The sequence below is a fragment of the Labrys sedimenti genome (assembly GCF_034424805.1).
Lineage (GTDB): Bacteria > Pseudomonadota > Alphaproteobacteria > Rhizobiales > Labraceae > Labrys > Labrys sedimenti.
Genome location: NZ_JAXOUF010000009.1, coordinates 88,640 through 103,583 on the forward strand (window position 1 = coordinate 88,640; position 14,944 = coordinate 103,583).

At 65.1% G+C, this 14,944-nt stretch carries 15 protein-coding genes; 14 read left to right on the forward strand and 1 reads right to left on the reverse strand.

Features of this window, described 5'->3' with window-relative positions; translation table 11 throughout:
* Nucleotides 1-75 precede the first annotated feature (75 nt).
* From U1R88_RS23060 to U1R88_RS23070, 3 genes are all read left to right on the forward strand, one after another.
* The gene (locus U1R88_RS23060; RefSeq protein WP_322433362.1) at nt 76-999 is read left to right on the forward strand and encodes a S41 family peptidase; all 924 of its coding nucleotides are present in this window, start codon (nt 76-78) and stop codon (nt 997-999) included.
* A gap of 115 nt (nt 1,000-1,114) precedes the next feature.
* Entirely contained in the window at nt 1,115-1,591 is a 477-nt protein-coding gene (msrB, locus tag U1R88_RS23065) for a peptide-methionine (R)-S-oxide reductase MsrB (protein ID WP_322433363.1), read from the forward strand.
* Between the two features lie 105 nt (nt 1,592-1,696).
* Nucleotides 1,697-2,209, forward strand: a complete 513-nt coding sequence (locus U1R88_RS23070) for a hypothetical protein (RefSeq protein WP_322433364.1) — start codon at nt 1,697-1,699, stop codon at nt 2,207-2,209.
* Here the strand turns inward: U1R88_RS23070 and U1R88_RS23075 are convergent.
* Nucleotides 2,181-2,648 (reverse strand): winged helix-turn-helix transcriptional regulator, encoded by a 468-nt coding sequence (locus U1R88_RS23075; protein ID WP_322433365.1) that lies wholly within the window; start codon nt 2,646-2,648, stop codon nt 2,181-2,183. The two genes, U1R88_RS23070 and U1R88_RS23075, sit on opposite strands and share 29 nt — an antisense overlap.
* A 119-nt stretch (nt 2,649-2,767) precedes the next feature.
* Here U1R88_RS23075 and U1R88_RS23080 point away from each other — a divergent pair, with 119 nt between their 5' ends.
* The 11 genes from U1R88_RS23080 (at nt 2,768) to U1R88_RS23130 (ending at nt 14,899) form a co-directional block, all read left to right on the forward strand.
* A complete protein-coding gene (locus tag U1R88_RS23080) occupies nt 2,768-3,811 on the forward strand; it encodes an LLM class flavin-dependent oxidoreductase (protein WP_322433366.1) in 1,044 nt (347 codons plus the stop codon).
* Between the two features lie 100 nt (nt 3,812-3,911).
* Entirely contained in the window at nt 3,912-5,471 is a 1,560-nt protein-coding gene (locus U1R88_RS23085) for an FGGY-family carbohydrate kinase (RefSeq protein ID WP_322433367.1), read from the forward strand.
* A 152-nt stretch (nt 5,472-5,623) separates the two neighbouring features.
* Nucleotides 5,624-6,643, forward strand: a complete 1,020-nt coding sequence (locus U1R88_RS23090) for a substrate-binding domain-containing protein (protein ID WP_322433368.1) — start codon at nt 5,624-5,626, stop codon at nt 6,641-6,643.
* A 75-nt stretch (nt 6,644-6,718) separates the two neighbouring features.
* Nucleotides 6,719-7,705, forward strand: a complete 987-nt coding sequence (locus tag U1R88_RS23095) for an ABC transporter permease (RefSeq protein WP_068291578.1) — start codon at nt 6,719-6,721, stop codon at nt 7,703-7,705.
* Nucleotides 7,705-8,502, forward strand: coding sequence for an ATP-binding cassette domain-containing protein (locus U1R88_RS23100; protein ID WP_322433369.1), 798 nt, complete (start codon nt 7,705-7,707; stop codon nt 8,500-8,502). The genes U1R88_RS23095 and U1R88_RS23100 overlap by 1 nt, the downstream gene beginning before the upstream one ends.
* Before the next feature lie 711 nt (nt 8,503-9,213).
* On the forward strand, nt 9,214-9,534 hold the full coding sequence (locus U1R88_RS23105) for a hypothetical protein (RefSeq protein WP_322433370.1): 321 nt from the start codon (nt 9,214-9,216) through the stop codon (nt 9,532-9,534).
* A 102-nt stretch (nt 9,535-9,636) separates the two neighbouring features.
* Entirely contained in the window at nt 9,637-11,388 is a 1,752-nt protein-coding gene (locus tag U1R88_RS23110; RefSeq protein WP_322433371.1) for an ABC transporter permease, read from the forward strand.
* 18 nt (nt 11,389-11,406) lie between these two features.
* Nucleotides 11,407-12,741, forward strand: a complete 1,335-nt coding sequence (locus U1R88_RS23115; protein ID WP_425545470.1) for an ABC transporter ATP-binding protein — start codon at nt 11,407-11,409, stop codon at nt 12,739-12,741.
* Nucleotides 12,742-12,840: 99 nt separating this feature from the next.
* Nucleotides 12,841-13,110 (forward strand): hypothetical protein, encoded by a 270-nt coding sequence (locus U1R88_RS23120; RefSeq protein ID WP_322433372.1) that lies wholly within the window; start codon nt 12,841-12,843, stop codon nt 13,108-13,110.
* Nucleotides 13,111-13,188: 78 nt separating this feature from the next.
* Nucleotides 13,189-14,259: a sensor histidine kinase gene (locus U1R88_RS23125; RefSeq protein WP_322433373.1), complete on the forward strand. Its 1,071-nt coding sequence runs from the start codon at nt 13,189-13,191 to the stop codon at nt 14,257-14,259.
* Between the two features lie 4 nt (nt 14,260-14,263).
* Complete coding sequence (locus tag U1R88_RS23130) at nt 14,264-14,899, forward strand: response regulator transcription factor (RefSeq protein ID WP_322433374.1); 636 nt, start codon at nt 14,264-14,266, stop codon at nt 14,897-14,899.
* Nucleotides 14,900-14,944: the final 45 nt, after the last annotated feature.

Consider the following 14,944-nt stretch of genomic DNA (forward strand, 5'->3'; position numbering starts at 1 on the left):
AAGACCCATCCGGCCTATGGCCACCTGCTCGGAGCCCGTATCGACAAGATCGGCGTCTTATCGGCGGAGCAAGCCTTGCAGCAGGTCGAGCCCTATCTGGCCGGCGTGCGCCAGCGCAGACGCTTCCTTGCTCCGGGCTATCTGGTCAATCCACGAATCCTGAAGAAGATCGGTGCGACAGACACCGTTTCCGCCATTCCCTTCACAGTACGGTCGGCGGATGGCAGCCCGCAAACGCCGCGCCTGGAAGCCGTCGTAGCCGATCCGGGCGACGAGCGCAGGTCCGGGCTGAACCGAGGCTATTCCGTCCTGATCCCGGATGCGAAGGACCTGCCGGACCGCTGGCTGCATATAATTGATGCGAAGACCGATCTTTCGCCGCTCTACAGCACGCGCGGCGACGTCAAGGCCTTCATGATCCAGCCTTCAGGCAACACGCTCTATATTCGCAACGACACCGTCGCGAGCGTCGACGATACGCCGCTCGCCCAGAAGCTCTCCGCCATCGTCAGGGACGAGATTCTTGCGCACAAACCCAAGCATGTCATCGTCGACCTGCGCCTGAACAATGGCGGCGATTTCTTCAATACGATCCTGTTCGCGCAGGCCCTGCCGCGGCTCCTGCCCGAGGATGGCCGCATCTTCGTGCTGGTGAGCCGGGCGACCTTTTCCGCCGGCATCGTCACCGCCGCCATGATCAAGGGCGCTGGCGGGGGTAAGGTCGTGTTCATCGGCGAGCCCATGGGCGATACCGGGCAGTTCTGGGCCGAGGGCCGGAAGATGACACTGCCGCATTCGAAGATCGCGGTGCGCTACAGCGACCAGTTCGAGGGTTACGAGAAGGGCTGCACGGACACGCGCAACTGCTATTGGGCGACGGTGGCGTTCGGCCCCCGCGGCATCTTGCTGGCGCCCGACATGGCCATCGATGTCGCCTTTGCCGACTATGCAGCCGGACGTGACCCCGTACTGGCCGAGGCGCTCGAGCTTGCGCGATGACCCCTTTTGCAGGCGATCCGCCGCGCCGGAACAAGCACGGGCCGGTAACAAGGCTTGCTCGGTTGTCGTAGGATGAAGCAGGAGCCGAACCACCTTGCTGCGAGGAGACCTGCCCATGCCGACACGCCGCGATTTTTTGGGCCTGGCGCTGCTGGGAGGCGCGAGCTTTGCCTTCGCACGGCCTGCAGCGGCACGTCCTGCCCGCCTCGTACTCAGCGAGGCGGAATGGCATCGGCGGCTGACGCCGGCCCAATTCGCCATCCTGCGAGGGGCAGGCACCGAGCCCGCCTTCACCAGCCCGCTGCTGCATGAAGGGCGATCGGGCCGTTTCACTTGCGCGGGCTGCGGTACCGTCTTGTTTTCGTCCCGTGCCAAATATGACAGCGACACCGGATGGCCGAGTTTCTGGGCTCCACTCGGTCGGTCGGTACGGACCAGCCGGGACAACAGCCTCGGTATGACCAGGATTGCGGTGGCCTGCGCCCGTTGTGAGGGACATCTCGGCCATGTCTTCGACGATGGCCCCAAGCCCACGGGACTGCGCTACTGCATCAATGGGCTGGCCTTGGCCTTCGTGGCGGGCGCGGCCTGACAAATTGCCTTTGTCGCGCGGCCGTAATTTGTTCGTGAATTGTTCTTGTTTCTGGCGCGGGCCGGTTTATGATCGGGCATTCTTTCCCTTCGGAGAAATTGCGCAATGCCCACCTCCAGCCGCGCCGGCCTGGCCTTGATAGCATTGATGGCCGCCCTGCAAACCGGGCCCGCCTTGGCCGAGACGACAGCCTGCAAGCCGTTCAAATGGTCGCTGACTCGCGAGCAGAGCTGGTTCCAGGCCTCGCCGCAGACTTTGGCTTCGGGCGGGACGCTGGCCAAGGTCGACGGAGCCGCCGACCTGCAGCTCAGCCCGGTGGCGGATCTCAAATTTCCAGTCACAACCGGACGCCAGCCGGCGACAGGCACCTTTGGTGCGCTGCTGACCCTGCCGCCGATCGAAAAGGCCGGCCTCTATCAGGTCACGCTCTCGGATGAAGGCTGGATCGATGTCGTCCAGGCTGGCGCAACGGTGAAATATTCGGCGGCGACCGGCCAGAAGGCCTGCACGGGCCTGCGCAAGAGCGTGCGCTTCAACCTGGCGGCGGGGCCGGTTTCGCTGCAGATCAGCGGTGTGAAGGCACAGACCATCAAGGTCGCCGTGGCGCCGGCCGAGTAGCAGCCGGCACCGGCTGCTCGTCCCGTGTGGTTGCCCGCTGGACGGGGCAGGTCCGGTCGAACACGGCGCGCGCCTCCAGAATGGCAGTGCGGTGGGCGAAGGCCCATTGGCCGAGCGCGCTCACCGGCATGCGTAGCGAATGGCCGAGTTCGGTGAGTTCATAATCGACGCGCGGCGGAATGCTGGGCGTCACGCTGCGGCTGACGAGGCCGTCACGCTCCAGGCCTCGCAACGTGAGCGTCAGCATGCGCTGCGAGATGCCGTCGATGCGGCGCTTGATCTCGCTGAAACGCTGGGGACCCTGGCTCAGCGCCATCACGATCAGGATGCTCCACTTGTCGCCGATGCGGGACAGGATTTCGGTGACCGGCCGGCAGCTCTCGGTGAGGCTGTCCCTGTCCTCGTCCCCGCTGGTTACATCCATGTCACCTACGGCCATGAATGTGCCTCCTTGTACCTCGTATGACTGTACCATATTTAGCCTCAGTTACGTTTTGTAACCAGAAGATTTCAACCTGGAAACCCGGGACGCTCCCTTCCCGGTGAGGCGCGACAGATATGGAACTCGGCCTGTACACCTTCGCGGAAACCACCGCGGATCCCGCCACCGGAACCGTCATCAGCGCGCAGGGGCGCATTGCCAATCTGATGGAGGAGGTCGAACTCGCCGACCAGCTCGGCCTCGATGTCTTCGGCATCGGCGAGCATCATCGTCCCGATTTCGCTGCCTCCACCCCGGCCGTGCTGCTGGCGGCGGCGGCCATGCGCACCAAGCGCATCCGCCTCACCAGCGCCGTCACCGTGCTGAGCTCGGACGATCCGGTGCGCGTGTTCCAGGAATTCTCCACCGTTGACCTGTTGTCGGGCGGGCGGGCCGAGATCTTGGCCGGGCGAGGCTCCTTCATCGAGTCCTTCCCGCTGTTCGGCTACGACCTCAAGGACTATGACAGCCTGTTCGCCGAGAAGCTGGACCTGCTCTTGAAGATCCGCGAGCAGACCACGCTGAGCTGGCAGGGCGAGCATCGCGCGCCGCTCGACCGGCAGAGCATCTATCCGCGTCCTGTCCAGCAGCCCCTGCCGGTCTGGGTCGGCGTCGGCGGCAATCCGCAGTCGGTGATCCGCGCGGGCACGCTCGGCCTGCCGATGGCGCTCGCCATCATCGGGGGCGAGCCTGCGCGCTTCAAGCCGCTGGTCGATCTCTATCGCGAAGCGGCCCGCCGGGCCGGGCATGATCCGGCCAAGCTTCCGGTCAGCATCAACTCGCATGGCTATATCGGCGAGGACAGAGACAAGGCGGCGGACGAGATCTTCCCCTATTATGTCGACGTCATGGGCCGTATCGGCCGCGAGCGCGGCTGGCCGCCGCTGAGCCGGGCGCAGTTCGAAGCCTCGCGCGCCCCGCGCGGTTCGGATTTCGTCGGCGATCCCCAGCAGGTGATCGACAAGATCCTGGCCGAGCATGAATTGTTCCGGCACCAGCGCTTCCTGATCAAGTTCTCGATGGGCAGCATCCCCCATGCCAAGATGATGAAATCGATCGAACTCTTCGGTACAGTGGTTGCTCCCGCTATCCGCAAGGCACTGGCGCCCGTGCCGGCATAAGGCGACATAAAGCAACGCTTTTGCTTGAAAACAGACAAAAGTGTTGCTTTGCTCGCGATGGCGCCTAAGCTGAGCCTGCAGAAGTGGGAAAGGCGCAGCCATGACACGTCGCTATCTGATCGGCCTCGATTATGGCACGGAATCGGCGCGTGGCGTGCTCGTCGATGCCGATAGCGGCGAGCAGGTCGCCAGCCACGCGGTGCCCTATCGCCATGGCGTGATGACCCGCCTGCCCGAGGGGCCAGCCTTGCCGCCGCTCTGGGCGCTCCAGAACGCCGACGACTATACCGAGGCGGCCCAGGCTATCCTGTCGACTCTCGGCCGGGACAGGCAGATCGAGGGCATCGGCCTCGGTTTCACCGCCAGTTCGCCGCTCCCTGCCACGGCGGAGGGCGTGCCGCTCTCCCGCCTCCATCCGCAGGATCCGCACGCCTATGTGAAACTATGGAAGCATGGTGCTGCCCAGGCGCAGGCCGAGTCCATCAACGCCCGGGGAGGGGCTTTCCTCGACAATTTCGGCGGCAAGCTTTCGGCCGAGTGGCTGCTGGCCAAGGCGGCGCAACTGGCGCAGGAGGCACCGCAGCTCTGGCAGGAGACGGGGCGCTTCATCGAGGCGGGTGACTGGCTCGTCTGGCAATTGATGGGCGAGGAAACACGCAGCCTCGGCTTTGCCGCCTACAAGGCGCAATATGCCGATGCGGCCGGCTATCCCGACGGCATCGTTCCGGGCCTCGCCGACCGCGTGAAGCCGCCCCTGCGGGTCGGCAGTTCGGCGGGGGGCTTGTCGGCGGCGTGGCGCGCGCGCACCGGCATCCGCGGGCAGGCGGCAGTCGCCGTGGCGGTGATCGATTCCCATGTCGTGCTGCCGGCCGTCGGCGGCGTCAGCGATGGCTGCCTCGTCGGGGCTCTCGGCACCTCTGCCGTCTATCTGATGCTCGGCCGCGAATTCCGGCCCTTGCCCCGGGGCATCGAGGGTGTGGCCTTCGATGGGTCGGTGCGTGACCTGTGGTGCTATGAATCGGGCCAGGCCGGTTTCGGCGATACGCTCGCCTGGTTCGTCAAAACCTTTCCGCGCGCCGCGGATCCGGCCGAGAATTTCAGGCTCTACAATGAGGAAGCGGCTGGCCTTGTGCCGGGTGCCAATCACTTGCTGGCACTCGACTGGTGGAGCGGCAACCGCGTGCCTCTGGCCGATTCCGGCCTGAGCGGTCTCATCCTCGGCCTGACCACGGGCACGACGGCGGCGGGTATCTACAGGGCTCTGCTGGAGTCGCTCGCCTATGGTGCGCGCAGCATCCAGGATCTCTTCATCGCAGGGGGCTTCAGCATTGACCGTCTCATCCTGTCGAGCGGCCTAGCCCGCAACAATCCCTTGCTGGTGCAGATCATGGCCGATGTCTTTGCGCGGGAGGTCGAGGTTCCCGAAATCGACAATCCCACTGCGGTGGGAGCAGCCATTCATGGCGCTGTCGCGGCCGGGATCGTCGCCGACTATCCCGAAGGCGGCGCAAGGTTCGGCGCGCGGGCGTTCAAGACCTATCGGCCGGATGCCCGAGCCGCATCGGTCTATGCCGATCTCTATCGCAACTACGCCGCCCTGGCCGGCAATCAACCCCTGCGGGCTGTGATGCATGGGCTCAACCGGATCGGTGGGGTTTGACAGTCACGGCGAGCAGGATGCCGTTATGCCTGAAAACAGGCAAAATATATTTGCAATCATTCAGCGATGATGCATTAATCCGCTGCCGATGATGGAAAGGCCATCGTCGAGAAGAGAGCGCCAAGCTCCATTCAAAAACCTGGGAGGATTTCATGTCAGCGCTTCGCCTGAGCCGCATCGTCGCATCCACTGCTCTTGCCACCACTGCCGCCTTTGGCTTTGTCGCATTCTCTTCCCTCGCCGCGGCCGACAAGGCCCAGGCGGCCGGAGAGGTGATTGTCGGCCTGGTCACCAAGACCGAGGTCAATCCCTATTTCGTCAAGCTGCGCCAGGCCGCCGAGGCCGAAGCCAAGAAGAAGGGCCTCAAGCTGATCGCCCGCTTCGGCAAGTTCGACGGCGACAATGAAGGCCAGGTCGCGGCGATCGAGGACCTGATCTCCGCCGGTGCCAAGGGCATCCTGGTGACGCCCAACAACTCCACCGGCATGCTCGGCATCATCAAGAAGGCACGCGACTCCGGCATCCTGGTGATCGCCCTGGACACGGCGACCGATCCGGCCGATGCGGTCGATGCCACCTACGCCACCGACAATTTCGAGGCCGGCGTCAAGCAGGGCACCTATGCCAAGAAGGCGATGGGCGACAAGAAGCCAGTGCTCGCCATGCTCGACGGCACGCCGGGCGGCACGGTCGATACCTTCCGCCACAATGGCTATCTGCAGGGCTTCGGCATCAAGGAAGGCGACCCGGTTATCGCCGGCTCCGCCATCACCAATGGCGCGCAGGACAAGGGCCAGACCGGCATGGAGAACCTGCTGTCGAAGAATGGCGACATCAATGTCGTCTACACCATCAACGAGCCGGCAGCGGCTGGCGGCTATGCTGCCCTGAAGTCCTTCGGCAAGGCCAAGGCCGTGATGCTGACCTCGATCGACGGCAGCTGCCAGGGCGTGAAGGACGTCAAGTCCGGCAAGGTCGCCGCCACCGTGATGCAGTTCCCCTACAAGATGGCAGTCGCCGGCGTCGACGCGGTCGCCGAATATGCCAAGACCGGCAAGAAGCCGAGCGGCTTCATCAACACCGGTTCGGAGCTGATCACCGACAAGCCGATGGCCGGTCTCGACTCCAAGGACACGGCCTGGGGCCTCAAGAATTGCTGGGGCGGCGAGTAAGCCTTACCGGTTTTTCCTCCAGATTGGGCGGGCCGGTTTCCTGACCGGCCCGCCATCCATATCGTCGAGGATCGTATGAGCACGACCACGGTTCCCGCACCCGAGGAAAAGCGCAGCCTCCTGGCGCGCATCTTCGCCGTGCCTTCGGCTGGGCCCTTCCTGGTATTGGCGCTGTTCTGCGTCATCTTCGCCAGCATCAACGAGCGCTTCCTTGCCCTGCAGAACATCTCGCTGATCCTGCAGCAGACCGTGGTGGTCGGCACGCTGGCGATCGGCCAGACCCTGATCATCCTGACGGCGGGCATCGACCTCGCCGTCGGGGCGATCTGCGTGCTCGGCACCATCATCGCAGGCAAGATGGCGGCGCTCGGCTATGATCCCGTCCTGTCCATGGGCGTGGCGATCGTGCTCTGCACCCTGTCGGGCACCGTCGCCGGCGGCCTGATCAGCGGCCTGAAGCTGCCGCCCTTCATCGTCACGCTCGGTACGCTCGGCATCATCACAGCGGCGCTCCGCTTGATCTCGGCCGGCGGCGCCTTCCCGGTCGACGACGAATTCCTGAGCTGGACCGGCAATGGCGAACTCATCGGCGGCTTTGTGGTCACCTATGGCGTCCTCGCCATGCTGCTGCTCTATGCCCTGGTCTGGTATCTGCTGAACCAGACAAAATGGGGCCGCCACGTCTATGCCATCGGCAACAATCCCGAGGCGGCGAGGCTGGTCGGCATCCCCGTCAGGCGGCATCTGCTCTCGGTCTATGTGCTCGCCGGCCTGCTCTATGGCATCGCCGCCTGGCTGGCGCTTGGCCGCATTCCCAATGCCGATCCCAATTCGCTGCAGACCGCCAATCTCGACTCCATCACTGCCGTTGTGATCGGCGGCACCTCGCTGTTCGGCGGCCGGGGCGGTCTCGTCGGCACCCTGATCGGTGCGCTCATCGTGGGCGTGCTGCGCAACGGCCTGACGCTGGCCGGCATCGATCCGCTCTGGCAGGACCTGATCACGGGCATATTGGTGATCGTGGCGGTGGCCTTCGACCAGCTTTCGCGCGGGAGGCGCTGATGACCGCATCCGCTTCTTCCGAGGTCATCCTCGAGGCCCGCAACGTCATCAAGCGCTATGGCCATGTCACGGCGCTGGACGGGGTGGATTTCGAGCTGCGCAGGGGCGAGATCCTCGCCGTCGTCGGCGACAACGGTGCCGGCAAGAGCTCCCTGATCAAGGCGCTGACCGGGGCACTGAGGCCCGATAGCGGCGAGATCCTGCTCGATGGCCAGCCCGTGCATTTCAAGGGCCCGCTCGATGCCCGGCATCGCGGCATCGAGACCGTCTACCAGGACCTGGCGGTGGCACCCGCCCTGGACATTTCCTCGAACCTCTTCCTCGGGCGTGAATTGCGCATGCCGGGTGTGCTCGGCAGCGTGTTCCGCCGCCTCGACAAGGCACGCATGCGCGAGGAAGCGCGGAAGGCCATGGCGGAGCTGAAGTTCCGGCTGCCGTCGATCCACAACGCTGTGGAAGCCCTCTCCGGCGGCCAGCGCCAGGGCGTGGCGGTGGCGAGAGCCGCCTTGTTCGCCAAGAAGCTGGCGATCATGGACGAGCCGACGGCCGCCCTCGGCGTGCGCGAGACCGGCCAGGTGCTGGAACTGATCCGCGCCATCCGGGATCGCGGCCTGCCCGTCGTATTGATCAGCCACAACATGCCCAATGTGTTCGAGCTGGCCGACCGTATCCACATCATGCGCCTGGGACGCCGGGCTGCGGTAGTGAGCCCGAAGACCCATTCGATGGCCGACGTGGTGGCCATCATGACCGGCGCAGCCAGGGTTGAGGATTTCGAAAAGCGCGGGCAGGCCTGACGCCGTCAAAACGATGCTTCCGGATCGTACGTTGTGGCCGGAACTTATCGCCCGTCTTGGCCTGAGACGGGGCGGAGCAAGGAGCGATTTGTCTTCTTCACCGCGCGGTTAGCCGATGCACACATCTCAGTATTGCCAGTACGAGGCGCCGGGATCCTTCCCCGACTTCGGGGAAGGTGTCGCTGCGTAGCGGTGACGGAAGGGGCAGGGTGGCGCGATAATGCCAGTTCTGGCCTGCAAACCGCCACTCTACCCCATCCGCCTTCACGACGTTCGGCCACCTTCCCCGAAGTCGGGGAAGGATTACTGCGCTTCTTCTTACCAACGTGGCATGTGTGCCGGCGTGGACGAGACTATTGGATACGCTTCCGTCGAGCGCTGCCGCCAAACCCGATCGGCCCCCCCAAAAAACCCATACCAAGGTATGGTCTTCACACACCAAGGCACGGTTGACCCCGCTTTGGGGCAGTGACAGAAGGGCTCTGTATCCGCGGTGCCCGGCACCTTGGATAACACCCGAAAAATCAGCTGTGGAAGCACATGGACAACGATCGCAGTAGCCGTCCGGCTTCGGTCCTCGACCGTCGCCGGAGGGGTGCGCCATCGATCTGGAACGCCGGCGGTCTCGCGCGCCGGGCGATGACCGGCGGGCCCTAGTCCCCGCCGGCTTGCCTCGCGGGTCTGGCCAAAGGCGGCCCGACGAGGTGAAACATGAACAACGTCATTCCGTTCCGCGGCCGTATCACGGCCGCCACGCTGCCCGTTTGCGGCGCCATCGTCCTTGCCTTTCGGGCCAAAGCCCGCGCGACCGCGTCCGGCGCGTCAATCAAGGCATCGGATGCTCCTGTCCGATCCGACCGGATCGAGGAACATTCCGGTGCGATCCGCGGCGGTCTCAGGGCATCATGGCACCTGAATCCGGACACGGGGCGACTGGAATGCCGCTGGAGCCTGCCCGGTTCCGGCGAAGAGCTGGATGCCTCCCATCCGCCTTGTTCGAAATGCGCCGGAGTGGCCGTCGGCGCCCGCTGAGCATCCCTCGGCACGGGTTCCACGAGGGCCCACCCACGCCCTGATCCCGCCCTTCTCTCCCTATTCCGCCTTTTTCGACCTTGCTCTCCCACGAGGTTCGCCATGGTCTTCCTGCCCCATGACCGTTCCGGTCAGCGTTCCGTCGCGGCGTTCGCCCGCGGGCGCCTCCTGCCCAATCTCTACGATCTGGTTGCCTGCGGGCTGGTGATCGCGCTCATCGCATTGGTGCTGCACGGTGCCGCCGCGATGAGGACGCCGCTCGACGCCCTCTCCGTTTCCCCGGTCTCGCTCGATCCGGCCCGCCTGCCGGAATATGCGCTGCGCACCACGCTGCGCATGTTCGCCGCCATCATCGCCTCGCTGGTCTTCACCTTCGTGGTGGCCACGCTGGCGGCCAAGAGCCGGCGGGCGGAACTGATCATCATCCCGGCGCTCGACATCCTGCAGTCGGTTCCGGTGCTGGGTTTCCTGACCTTCACGGTCACCTTCTTCATGGGCCTGTTTCCCGGCAGCCAGCTCGGAGCGGAATGCGCCTCGATCTTCGCGATCTTCACCAGCCAGGCCTGGAACATGGCCTTCTCCTTCTACCAGTCGCTGCGCACGGTGCCTGGAGACCTGGACGAGGTGAGCCGTGGCTTCAGGCTGTCCGGCTGGCAGCGCTTCTGGCGCCTGGAGGCGCCGTTCGCTGCGCCGGGCCTGATCTGGAACACCATGATGTCGATGTCCGGCGGCTGGTTCTTCGTGGTTGCCTCGGAGGCAATCACGGTGGGCAACACCACCGTGCAGCTTCCCGGCATCGGCTCCTTCCTGGCGCTCGCCATCGACCGGAAGAATTTCGTCGCGGTGGCCTGGGCCGTGGCAGCCATGGGCATCCTGATCGTGCTCTACGATCAGCTCCTGTTCCGGCCGGTGGTGGCCTGGGCCGACAAGTTCCGCGTCGAGCAGACGGCCAGCCAGCAAAGGCCGCATTCCTGGGTCTATGACCTCATCCGCCACACCCGGCTGATGAAGCGCCTGATCGCCCCTCTGGCCTGGGCCTGGCAGCGCCTGATGCTGGTGGGCGTCGGACGATCAGGACAGGCATCCTTTCGCCGCACGAAAGCGGGCTCGCCCTGGATCGACCGCCTGTGGCTCGGCCTCGTACTGGCCGTGACGGCCTGGGGGATCGTCGTGGCGATTGCCTATATGCGCCAGACCCTGTCCTGGGCCGATGCGCTCGAGGCCCTGGGCGGCGGCTTCGTCACGCTGCTGCGCGTCATCGTCCTCATCGCGGTGGCCAGCCTGATCTGGGTTCCCATCGGCGTGCTGATCGGCCTGCGTCCGGCTCTTGCGGAGCGGGTCCAGCCGCTGGCCCAGTTCCTGGCGGCCTTCCCGGCCAATGTGCTGTTTCCCTTTGCCGTGATCGCCATCGTCGCGACCGGGGCAAGCCCCGACATCTGGCTGTCGCCGCTGATGGTGCTGGGGACGCAGTGGTACATCCTGTTCAACGTCATCGCCGGTGCGAGTGCCTTTCCCACCGATCTCAGGGAAGCGGCCTCGATCTACCAGATCCGGTCCTGGACCTGGTGGCGCCGGGTGATCCTGCCGGGGATCTTTCCCTACTACGTGACCGGCGCCCTCACGGCCTCGGGTGGCTCCTGGAACGCCAGTATCGTCGCCGAGCTCGTGAGCTGGGGAGACACGAAGCTCCAGGCCTACGGCCTCGGCTCCTACATCGCCAGGGCGACCGAGGCGGGCGATTTTCCGCGCGTCGTGCTCGGCATCGCGGTGATGTCGCTCTTCGTCACCTTGTTCAACCGCCTGCTGTGGCGCCCGCTCTATGTGTTCGCGGAACGCCGCCTGCGCCTCGATTGATTTTCCGGAGATATCGCCATGAACGCTCCCGTCACCATGAATGCTCCCGTCACCATCAAGGACACCCCGCTGGTTTCGGTCTCGGGCGTGCGCCAGACCTATGATAAGGGCGGGTCGAGCCCGCTTGTCGTGCTCGACAGGGTCGACCTCATGCTGCAGCCCGGCGAGATCGTCGGCCTGCTCGGCCGCTCCGGCTCCGGCAAGTCCACACTGCTGCGGGCGATCGCCGGCCTGATCCGCCCCAGCGAAGGCAGTGTCTCCTTCCAGGGCGAACCCGTCAGCGGCACCCGCAGCGGCATTTCGCTGGTGTTTCAGAGCTTTGCCCTGTTTCCCTGGCTCACCGTGCAGCAGAATGTCGAGCTCGGCCTCGAGGCGCAGGGTGTCCTGCCGGCCGAACGCCGCAAGCGGGCGTTGGCCGCGATCGATCTGATCGGGCTCGACGGCTATGAGAATGCCTACCCCAAGGAACTGTCGGGCGGCATGCGCCAGCGCGTAGGCTTGGCCCGCGCACTGGTGGTGCACCCCAAGCTCCTCTTGATGGACGAACCCTTCTCGGCCCTCGACGTGCTCACCGCCGAGACCCTGCGCACGGATCTGCTCGATCTGTGGTGCGAAGGCCGCATGCCGATCGAGGCCATCCTGATGGTCACCCACAATATCGAGGAGGCGGTGCTGATGTGCGATCGCATCCTGATCTTCGGCTCCAATCCCGGCCGGGTGATCGGAGAGGTCCGCGTCGACCTGCCTCAGCCGCGCAACCGGCTCGATCCGGCCTTCCGGGCTCTGGTGGAGGACATTTATGCACGCATGACCGCCCGTCCGGGCTCGGTTCCGGCGCGGGACGGTGTCTTCCCCGGTACCGGCATCGCCATGGTGCTGCCCAAGGTTTCCTCCAACGAACTCGCCGGCCTGATCGAGGCGGTGGCGGCGGCTCCCTATTACGGCAAGGCGGACCTGCCACCGCTGGCTGCCGGACTGCATCTGGAAATCGACGAGCTCTTCCCGGTGGCGGAGACCCTGCAATTGCTGCGATTTGCCGAGCTGGAGGGCGGCGATATCCGGCTCACTGCCGCGGGGAAGCGCTTTGCCGAGAGCGAGGTGGACGAGCGCAAGCGGCTCTTCGCACAGCAATTGGCAACCTATGTGCCGCTGGCGGCCCATATTCGCCGCATCCTCGACGAAAGGCCGAGCCATCAGGCGCCGGCCCGCCGCTTTCGCGACGAATTGGAGGACCACATGTCGGAGGACTATGCCGCCGGTACCGTACGGTCCGTGATCAGCCTCGCCCGCTACGCCGAATATTTCGCCTATGACGAGGCGGCGGATCTCTTCACGCTGGAGAACCCGAGCTGAACGCCTCGAGCGCTCGGTGATCGTCGGTATCGAGGTCGCGCTCCCGCCACCGGCGTTGGCGAGAGCCTTGCCACCCTTCATGGCGAAGGCAGGTGAAACATGCTCCGGGACAATCAAGAACTCGCGCAGGCCATCGTCGCGCTGCAGAAGGCAGGCTGCCGGGTCGAAAACAGGACCTTTTTGCTCGCCATCGGCCTCCTCCTGTCGGGAGCCGACGGTTTCTCCTGGATCGTACGCCGCCTGTTCCTTCGCAAGCAATTGCTGCCGCTGGAGACGCAAGGCTTGCTTCGCATGGCCGCAGGCCTCAACAAGGTGGGCGTGGTGCTGTTGCGCCGACATCTGCGGCGGTATTCCCGCCATCGCGCCTGACGGTCGCGCTCGCGGGTCCGGCTCGGATGGCGGCGGCAACGGCGTGGGACAGCCCTTCCATGACGGGGAACGCAGTTGGTGACACGCGAACGCCTGGGATCGACCGTCGACATGCCGCTGCTGTGGTTCGCCATGGCCGGGCTGGCCTTGCTCATTTTCGTGGCGGACACCGTCACCGACCTGGAAATCGCCGTTGCCGTGCTGCATGTCGTCGTGGTGCTGATCTCGGTATGGACGGGACGGCCTCGGACCGTGCTGATCGTCGGATTGGCCTGCAGCTTCCTGACCGTGCTCAGCTTCTTCATGACGGTGAGGGGCGATACCGAGGCGGGTATCGCCAACAGCTCCCTCAGCCTGGTGGCCATCGGCGCGACCACCTATCTCGCCATCCGGATCGAGCTTGCCGATATCGCCGTGCGCCGTGCCGAGGCCGACCTCGCTCGTATCTCGCGCATCACCATGCTGGGCGAGCTGACCGCCTCGATCGCCCACGAGGTCAGCCAGCCCCTGGCGGCCATCGGCGCCAGCAGCAATGCCGCGCTACGCTGGCTTTCCGCCTCTCCGCCCAATCAGGACGAGGCTCGGCATGCCCTCAATCGCATCGTGGAGGCTGCCGAGCGGGCTGGCGAGGTGGTGGAGCGGGTGCGCCGCCTGGTGCGCCGGGCCCCACCCTCGCGCGAACCCGTCGACATGGTCGAGGTGATCGACGAGACATTGGCCCTGATGCGGGGCAAGCTGCGCGCGAACGCCATCCTGCTGCGGACCGAATTGCTGCATGGCCTGTTGCCGGTGATGGGCGATCGGGTTCAATTGCAGCAGGTCCTACTCAATCTCGTCGCCAATGCCGTCGAAGCGGCGGTGGAAACCAGGCAGGGAAACCGGGAGATAACGGTCAACACCTCCGCCGACGACAGGGAGGTCACCATTGCCGTCACCGATACCGGCCCTGGCCTGTCGCCGCAGGCGATAGAGCATGTCTTCGATCCCTTTTTTACCACCAAGGAGGACGGTATGGGCATTGGATTGGCCATCAGCCGTTCCATCGTCGAGGCGCATGGCGGGAGCATAGAGGCCCGGGCCGCCATGCCGCATGGAAGCATTTTTCGCTTCACGCTGCCGCTGGCTCGAGCGCGCGGACGCAAGGATTAGAACCATGTCGGAAGAAATCGCGACCGTCTATGTGGTGGATGACGATCCCATGGTCAGGGATGGGCTGGACAGCCTGCTGAGATCGGTCGGCTATCGCGTCCGCTGCTTCGCCTCGCCCCGCGAGTTCATGCAGTTTCGGCGCTCGGAGGGAGCGTCCTGCCTGGTGCTCGACGTGCGCATGCCCGGACAGAGTGGGCTCGACTTCCAGGCCGAACTGGTCGGGGCACGGGATGCCATTCCGATCGTCTTCCTGACTGGCCATGGCGACGTGCCGATGTCGGTCCGGGCCATCAAGGCCGGTGCCATGGAATTCCTGCTCAAACCCTTCCGCGAGCAGGATCTTCTCGACGCCGTGGCGGCCTGCCTGGAAAAAAGCCGCGCAGATAGTGTCGAGACGGCCCTGGGGGATGATTTGCGCAACCGCTACGCCGCCCTGTCACCGCGCCAGCAGGAGGTGATGGCGCTGGTGGTGCAGGGGCTTCTCAACAAACAGACGGCCGCGGAACTGGAACTGAGCGAAATCACCGTGAAGATCCATCGCGGCCAGGTCATGCGCAAGATGCAGGCCAATACGCTGGCCGATCTCATCCGCATGGCGGACCGGCTCGGGCTCCCCGCCAAGCCGGCAGGGCGGGGATAGCGACGGCGATGTCGCCAAAGCGCTTGACGGGCCTTGTGGCTCAGC